Origin of the sequence: Desulfofundulus sp., from assembly GCF_049701015.1 — a bacterium.
Taxonomy (GTDB): domain Bacteria; phylum Bacillota; class Desulfotomaculia; order Desulfotomaculales; family Desulfovirgulaceae; genus Desulfofundulus.
In genome coordinates this window covers 1-6,151 of the sequence record NZ_JBNATZ010000152.1, presented here as the reverse complement: position 1 = coordinate 6,151, position 6,151 = coordinate 1, and the positions used below count along the sequence as shown (strand labels likewise).

The 6,151-nt window shown below is 51.9% G+C and carries 6 protein-coding genes; 3 read left to right on the top strand and 3 right to left on the bottom strand.

The features are described from left to right. Positions 1-6 precede the first annotated feature (6 nt). The gene (miaA, locus tag ACPLUI_RS09805; RefSeq protein WP_424660081.1) at positions 7-966 is read left to right on the top strand and encodes a tRNA (adenosine(37)-N6)-dimethylallyltransferase MiaA; all 960 of its coding nucleotides are present in this window, start codon (positions 7-9) and stop codon (positions 964-966) included. A 31-nt stretch (positions 967-997) separates the two neighbouring features. Continuing rightward, on the top strand, positions 998-1,240 hold the full coding sequence (gene hfq / locus ACPLUI_RS09800) for an RNA chaperone Hfq (RefSeq protein ID WP_424660080.1): 243 nt from the start codon (positions 998-1,000) through the stop codon (positions 1,238-1,240). A gap of 3 nt (positions 1,241-1,243) precedes the next feature. Here the strand turns inward: hfq and ACPLUI_RS09795 are convergent, their stop codons facing one another. From ACPLUI_RS09795 to spoVK, 3 genes are all read right to left on the bottom strand, one after another. Then, a complete protein-coding gene (locus tag ACPLUI_RS09795; RefSeq protein WP_424660079.1) occupies positions 1,244-2,209 on the bottom strand; it encodes a selenium metabolism-associated LysR family transcriptional regulator in 966 nt (321 codons plus the stop codon). Continuing rightward, complete coding sequence (locus ACPLUI_RS09790) at positions 2,206-3,453, bottom strand: aminotransferase class I/II-fold pyridoxal phosphate-dependent enzyme (RefSeq protein WP_424660078.1); 1,248 nt, start codon at positions 3,451-3,453, stop codon at positions 2,206-2,208. Before ACPLUI_RS09790 ends, ACPLUI_RS09795 begins: the two co-directional genes overlap by 4 nt. Before the next feature lie 152 nt (positions 3,454-3,605). Beyond that, positions 3,606-4,550, bottom strand: coding sequence for a stage V sporulation protein K (gene spoVK / locus ACPLUI_RS09785; RefSeq protein ID WP_424660077.1), 945 nt, complete (start codon positions 4,548-4,550; stop codon positions 3,606-3,608). Positions 4,551-4,827: 277 nt separating this feature from the next. Here spoVK and ACPLUI_RS09780 point away from each other — a divergent pair. Further along, positions 4,828-6,151: Spo0B domain-containing protein (locus ACPLUI_RS09780; protein WP_424660076.1), on the top strand; the 1,324-nt coding region annotated here is incomplete at its 3' end.

Below are 6,151 nucleotides of genomic sequence, written 5' to 3'. Positions count from 1 at the left end.
GGGTTAATGGATAGACCGATACCCCTTCTGGTTTTGGTTGGCCCTACGGCTGTAGGTAAAACTGCTGTTTCAGTGGAAATTGCCCTGAGGCTGGGTGGAGAAATTGTTTCCGCAGATTCTATGCTGGTCTACCGCTACATGGATATCGGCACGGCCAAACCAACGATAGAAGAACGGCGCGGTATACCCCACTATATGATTGATATTATTGAACCCGATGAGTCCTATAGCGTTGCACTTTACCAGGCACAGGCCCGAAAACATATCCGTGAAATATGGGAGCGGGGTAAACTACCCCTTTTAGTTGGAGGTACAGGGCTCTATGTGCGTTCTGTTATAGAACCTTACCATTTCACCAGTGCTGGTGTAGATGAAGATTTTCGCCGTGAGCTCGCCAAGGAGGCGGAGGAAAAAGGGCCACAGGCTGTTTACAGGAGACTGCTCGAGGTGGACCCCGAGACAGCGGTTCGTGTTCATCCCAACAACTTAAAAAGAGTGATTCGCGCCCTGGAAGTTTATCATCTTACGGGGAGGCCCATGTCCAGCGCCTTGCGGCAGGTAGGGGAAAAGCCTCCTTATAAGCTTTTAATTGTTGGCCTGACCATGGATAGGCAATCCCTGTACCGGCGTATCGAGGTTCGTGTGGATCGAATGATGGAGATGGGTCTGGTGGAAGAAGTAAAAGGGCTTCTTGAGCGGGGATACAGCCCCCGTTTAACCTCCATGCAGGGTCTTGGTTACAAGGAAATCATTGCCTACCTGCAAGGGCTGTGTTCCCTGGATGAAGCGGTTTATTTGCTTAAAAGAAATACCAGACGTTTTGCCAAGAGGCAGTTCACATGGTTCAAAAGGGACCCGCGGATTAACTGGGTAAATGTAGGGCAATATACCAGTTTAGAGGAAGTTGCCCGGGAAATTACGAACTTAGCAGAAGGAGTATTGATGGATACGTCGAAGAGCAAATAGAAAAAATAACTACCGACGGAGGGACCTTCCAATGAGTAAGCCACAAATAAATTTACAGGATGCCTTTTTGAATCAGGTGCGCAAGGAGAACGTTCCCGTGACCATTTTTCTGGTTAACGGTTTCCAGCTAAAGGGAGTGGTAAGGGGTTTTGACAATTTTACTGTCATTCTGGAAAGCGACGGCAAGCAGATGATGGTTTACAAGCACGCCATTTCCACGATCAGTCCTATGCGCCCCATGAGTACCACCTTTTCTGAACAAAAAACACAATAAGTTTTAGCAAACCGGTCTCTCCGTTGGAGGGGCCTTTTTGTTGGGTCTATTTTTACTGTCTGGTGTTTCTTCATCCGGCCTTTCTTCGTTCCGGATGAAATCCCAGAAGGCTTCGGCGGCGAAGCTTCCTGGCCATTCCGATGGGTGGATCAAGTATAGATAGCGGTTCAGATCCATATTCTTAACAGCCACCTGGCACACTCTTCCCAGGGCCAGAGGTTCGGCAGCAGCCAGGGCAGAAACCAGGCTGACCCCAAGGCCAGCCTGTACGGCCGTAATAACGGCCCGGGTACTCCCCAGTTCCATTACTACCTGTGCTTCTTCCAGGGAAAGGCCCATCCGGGTCAATTTTTCCTCAAGTGAACGGCGCGTACCTGAACCCGGTTCCCGCAGGATCAGGGGTTGGGCCAGCAATTCTTCCGGGTTGACTGATTCCCGGCTCACCCAGGGATGTTCCGGTCCAACAATAAGTACCAGTCTGTCCTGGTACCAGGGTAAACATCCCAGACCTTCCTCACTGGTTGGTGCACCGGTAACTCCCAGGTCGATCTCCCTCTCCCGAACCCAGCGGATAACCTGACCACTTCCTGCTATGCGCAGGGTAACCTCTACTCCCGGGTAATGCCGGTGGAAGCGGCCAATTAACAGGGGTAAAAGGTATTCACCGGGAATGGTGCTGGCTCCCAGGCTGAGATGCCCCCTTTTAAGCCCTTTCAGTTCATCAAGTCCGGTTTTTATCTTTTCAAAATGACGCAATATCTGTTTTGCTTCAGGATAGAGGAGACGCCCTGCTTCGGTAAGTTCCACCTTTTTATCGCCCCGGTAAAAAAGAGGAACACCCAGACTTTCCTCGAGCGACTTTATCTGAAAACTTACTGCCGGCTGGCTCATGTAGAGATGTTTGGCGGCCCGGGTGAAGCTCTGCAGTTTCGCCACCCATAAAAAGGCTTCCAGTTGTTTTAAATTCATCCTTTTTCCACCGCCTGTACCGCTCTGGCTGCCGCAAGAACGGCCAGCCGGACATATTCTCTGGATAATCCTCCCTGCATGTATACCACGTAGGGTTCACGCATGGGAGCGTCAGCGCTCAACTCGATAGAGGAACCCTGAACAAAGGTTCCTGCAGCCATGATCACTGCATCACCATAACCAGGCATGTCCACCGGTTGAGGCTGCACATGGGAATCCACGGGAGAAGACTGCTGCAAACCACGGCAGAAAGCGAGCACCTTTTCAGGTGAGCCCAGAAGAATGGCCTGTACGATATCGGTGCGTTCATCGTTGTAGGCAGGATGTACTTTAAAGCCCAGCCGCTCAAACAAGCGGGCGGCGAAGATGGCACCTTTTAAAGCTTCCGCTACCACATGGGGAGCCAGGAAAAGTCCCTGGAAGAGCAGACGCTGATAGTCGGGGCTGGGTCCCACTTCACCGCCCAGGCCCGGTGCTGTCAGGCGGCTGGCAGCCATTTCCACATAAGGCTTTCTCCCCACCACGTAACCACCACTGGGAGCCAGGCCTCCACCGGGGTTTTTAATCAGTGATCCGGCTACAAGGTCCGCTCCTACTGCTGGGGGTTCCAGGGGTTCCACAAATTCACCATAGCAGTTGTCTACAAAGACTACCACATGGGGGTTTTTTTTCTTGATATATTCTATAGCCCGGCCCATTTCGTTCAGGTTTAAAGATGGGCGCAAACTGTAGCCCCGGGAACGTTGAAACATTACCATCCGGGTGCGCTGGTTCAAAGCCTGGGCAATTTCAGCCAGGTTCAGTCTGCCATCCGGTAGTAGATCTACCTGCTGGTAGCTAACGCCCATCTCTTTTAAGGACCCGCAAGCATGTCCCCGCATACCGATCATTTCCTGAAGGGTGTCATAAGGTGCTCCAGTTGCTGAGAGCAGTTCATCTCCTGGACGCAAAACGCCGAATAAACACAGAGCAATAGCATGGGTACCACTGATGATTTGTCCCCGCACCAGGGCTGCTTCGGCTTGAAATGCCCGCGCGTAGACCTTTTCCAGGGTCTCCCGCCCCTGGTCACCGTAACCGTAACCGGTGGAACCCTTCAAGTGGTAATCACTTACTCGTGCGTGATGAAAGGCAGCCAGTACCCGGGCATGGTTTTGGCGTGCAATCGCATCGACTTTTTCATAATAGGGCTTAACTTCTTCTTCCACTTCTGCTGCCAGAGTGATTAAGTCTGTTGCAGTCAAGTTTAGACTCCCCTTTGCATGGTATAAAATGAACAAAAGTTTATCAACGGAATTCATGCCCGTGCTCGTTAATCCCGGTATGATTGTTTGCTTTCCAGTGCTGGACGGCTACTTTCAGGCGATGGTTTGATATCTGAATATGTCTTGTTGCGTCAAATTCCCGGACTGATTTCGTGCGCCCTGAGAATATCATCCCGGCTGATGGTCATTAATTCTTCCCGGGTGACCCGGCTCCTGCGGACGAGGCGAACTGCCTGCTGGCGTATAGCCCGTTCAATGATATTACGTACCAGGCGGGCATTGCCGCTGTGTACGTGAAGGGAACGGGTTTCTTCAAGGATGAGGCGCAGCTCGTCCCGGGCTCCCGGGGATAAATGGTACTGGCGCTTTTTAAGCATCAGGTCAGCAATGGCTAGAAGCTCTGTGGTAGAATAATCAGGAAAGGTGATGTGGATGGGAAACCGGGAGCGCAAGCCGGGGTTGCTTTCCAGGAACCATTCCATCTCCTGGCGGTAACCGGCCAGGATGAGAATAAGATTATCCTTGTGGTCCTCCATTCCTTTAACCAGAGCGTCAATGGCTTCCCGTCCAAAATCTTTTTCACCGCCCCGGGCCAGCGAATATGCTTCATCAATAAAGAGGATACCTCCCAGAGCTCTCTTAATCTGCTCCCTGGTTTTTTGTGCCGTGTGACCGATATATTCCCCTACCAGGTCGGCCCTTTCCACTTCTACCAGGTGACCTTTGGGTAGGACCCCCACCTCTTTGAAAAGACGTCCGATGATGCGGGCTACGGTAGTTTTGCCCGTCCCCGGATTTCCTTTGAAGATCATATGCAAGACCTGCGGTTCGGTGACCAGCTTTTCCTTTTGCCGCCTGCGCTGTATTTCCACAAAAGCGTGGATTTCGGTTACCAGTTTCTTTACCCCGGCAAGACCAACCAGAGAATCCAGTTCCTTCATGATTTCCCGGACATTTTTCTGACGCTGATCTTCATCCAGTTGTCCCCCCGGTGAAAAAACAGGTGGGTTAGAATGCTCAGATTCTACAGTTCGTACTTGATGACTGTGGTTCTGCCAGAGCCTGATTTTCACCAAAGGTGTTCACCTCGCGGGTCAGAGGTCTACTTAAAATTATACGCCCGCCTGAAGGGATCCTTGACTTTCTTTGGAATTGTTTAACCTCTCTGGGTTATTATTCCCACTGGCTCTTTCTTAAGTTATGTCACCCAGAGCTATCTTTCTATAACACCCCGGTTTCTCCTGCTGTTGTATCAATCTTTCTACAGGATTCTCGGGAGGTTTTGGCCTGGCGGTATCGAATTGCGATAATAGTCGTAATAGCCATAATATACTGATGAAAGGGGGTGCTGCTTTGGCTATTTACCGGCGTTTTTTGCCTCTGCGTATCAGGTTGGCCATTTTATCCTTTGTTTCGGTGGTGCTGGCCATTTTAGTGGCCGTCCTGCTCGTGGGGATTAGAGTGTCCCACCTGCTTGAAGAGGAGATGGGTAGGCGTGCCCTGGCTATTGCCCGTACCCTGGCCCAGATGGAGGCCGTACAGAATAATGTGGGGCTTCCCGGTGGTGCCAGCGTCATTCAGCCTGTGGCCGAAAAAATAAGGCTGGCTACGGGAGTAGAGTACATTGTTGTGGTGGATATGAACCGGGTGCGTTACTCTCACCCGTTGGCCGAGCGCATCGGAGGCAAATTTTCCGATCGGGATCTGGATCTTGCTCTGTCCGGCCGGGAGTATATCACCCGCACAACCGGAGTGATGGGGCCGGCCGTCCGCGCCTTTTCTCCCATCAAAGTAGATGAAGGCACGCGACAGGTAGGTGTGGTGGTAGTAGGCATTATTACTCCCACCTTTGTCGAGATCTTCCGGTCCATACAGGCCCAGCTTTACCCCTCCCTGGCTATCGGCTTGCTGGCCGGTTTGATGGGTTCCCTGTACCTGGCCAGCAGAATTAAGGGGGCTATGTTTTTCATGGAGCCCGAGGAGATTGCCCGCATCCTGGAAGAACGCACTGCCATGCTCCAGGCTATGGGCGAGGGTATTATTGCTATCGACCGCGAGAAGCGTATTACCGTGGTCAACGACGAAGCCAAACGTTTGCTGGGTACGGATGACGAGGTGATAGGCAGGCCAATAACTGAAGTACTCCCGGACAGTCTTTTACCCCGGGTGATGCAAACGGGCCAACCGGAGTTCAACCAGGAACGGGTTTTAAATAACACTATCATTATTGTTAATCGCGTACCAGTGAGGGTTAAGAGGGAAATTGTGGGCGCCCTGGCTTCTTTTCGGGACCGTACCGAGGTGCACCGCTTAGCTGAGGAATTAACCGGTGTAAAATCCTTTGTGGAGGCCCTCCGGGTACAAAACCACGAGTATCTGAACCGTTTGCATACCATTGCCGGGTTGCTCCAGTTGAACCGGGTACAGGAGGCGGTGGATTATATTTGTGCCGTGACTGAGGAACAACAGGAGCTGACCCGCCTGCTCACCAGAAACATTTGCGATTACAGTATTGCCGGTTTGCTGTTGGGGAAATACAGCAGGGCACGTGAGTTAAGGGTGGAGATGTGCATTGACCGTTCCTGCCGGCTTTCCCGCTTGCCTGACCGCATGGATGCCGCCGTGGGGGCTATGCTGCTGGACCGGGAGGCCTTGCTTCTGGCCACGGAAATTTTAA

Bases quoted from the DNA above. Each gene is read 5' to 3' on its own strand.
- miaA (WP_424660081.1), top strand. From the start codon at position 7: ATGGATAGACCGATACCCCTTCTGGTTTTGGTTGGCCCTACGGCTGTA.
- hfq (WP_424660080.1), top strand. From the start codon at position 998: ATGAGTAAGCCACAAATAAATTTACAGGATGCCTTTTTGAATCAGGTG.
- ACPLUI_RS09795 (WP_424660079.1), bottom strand. From the start codon at position 2,209: ATGAATTTAAAACAACTGGAAGCCTTTTTATGGGTGGCGAAACTGCAG.